This window comes from Fulvivirga lutimaris (genome assembly GCF_009711525.1).
Classification (GTDB): Bacteria; Bacteroidota; Bacteroidia; order Cytophagales; family Cyclobacteriaceae; genus Fulvivirga; species Fulvivirga lutimaris.
The window spans coordinates 1-278 of record NZ_SMLV01000016.1 but is presented as its reverse complement, the minus strand read 5'-3'; the positions used below and the strand labels follow the sequence as shown (position 1 = coordinate 278).

Sequence of the window (278 nt, the reverse complement as noted above, 5' to 3'; positions counted from 1 at the left end):
TGAAATCACTGCTTCTCAAACAGGTAATGACAATTACACTGCAGCAGCAGATGTTGTTCAAACATTAACAGTGACCAAGGCGAACCAAAACATCACTTTCGATGCCTTAGCAGCCAGAACAGTTGGGGATGCTGATTTTGATTTAAATGCTACAGGAGGAGCATCAGGCAATGCAATTACCTATACAAGTTCAGATGCTTCGGTTGCAACAGTTTCAGGTAATACCGTGACTGTAGTAGGTGCTGGTACTACTGAAATCACTGCTTCTCAAACAGGTA

At 42.4% G+C, this 278-nt stretch carries 1 protein-coding gene; it reads left to right on the top strand.

The window, feature by feature from the left end; translation table 11 throughout:
* On the top strand, nt 1-278 hold a 278-nt coding region (locus E1140_RS21085; protein WP_185153298.1), incomplete at both ends, for a hypothetical protein.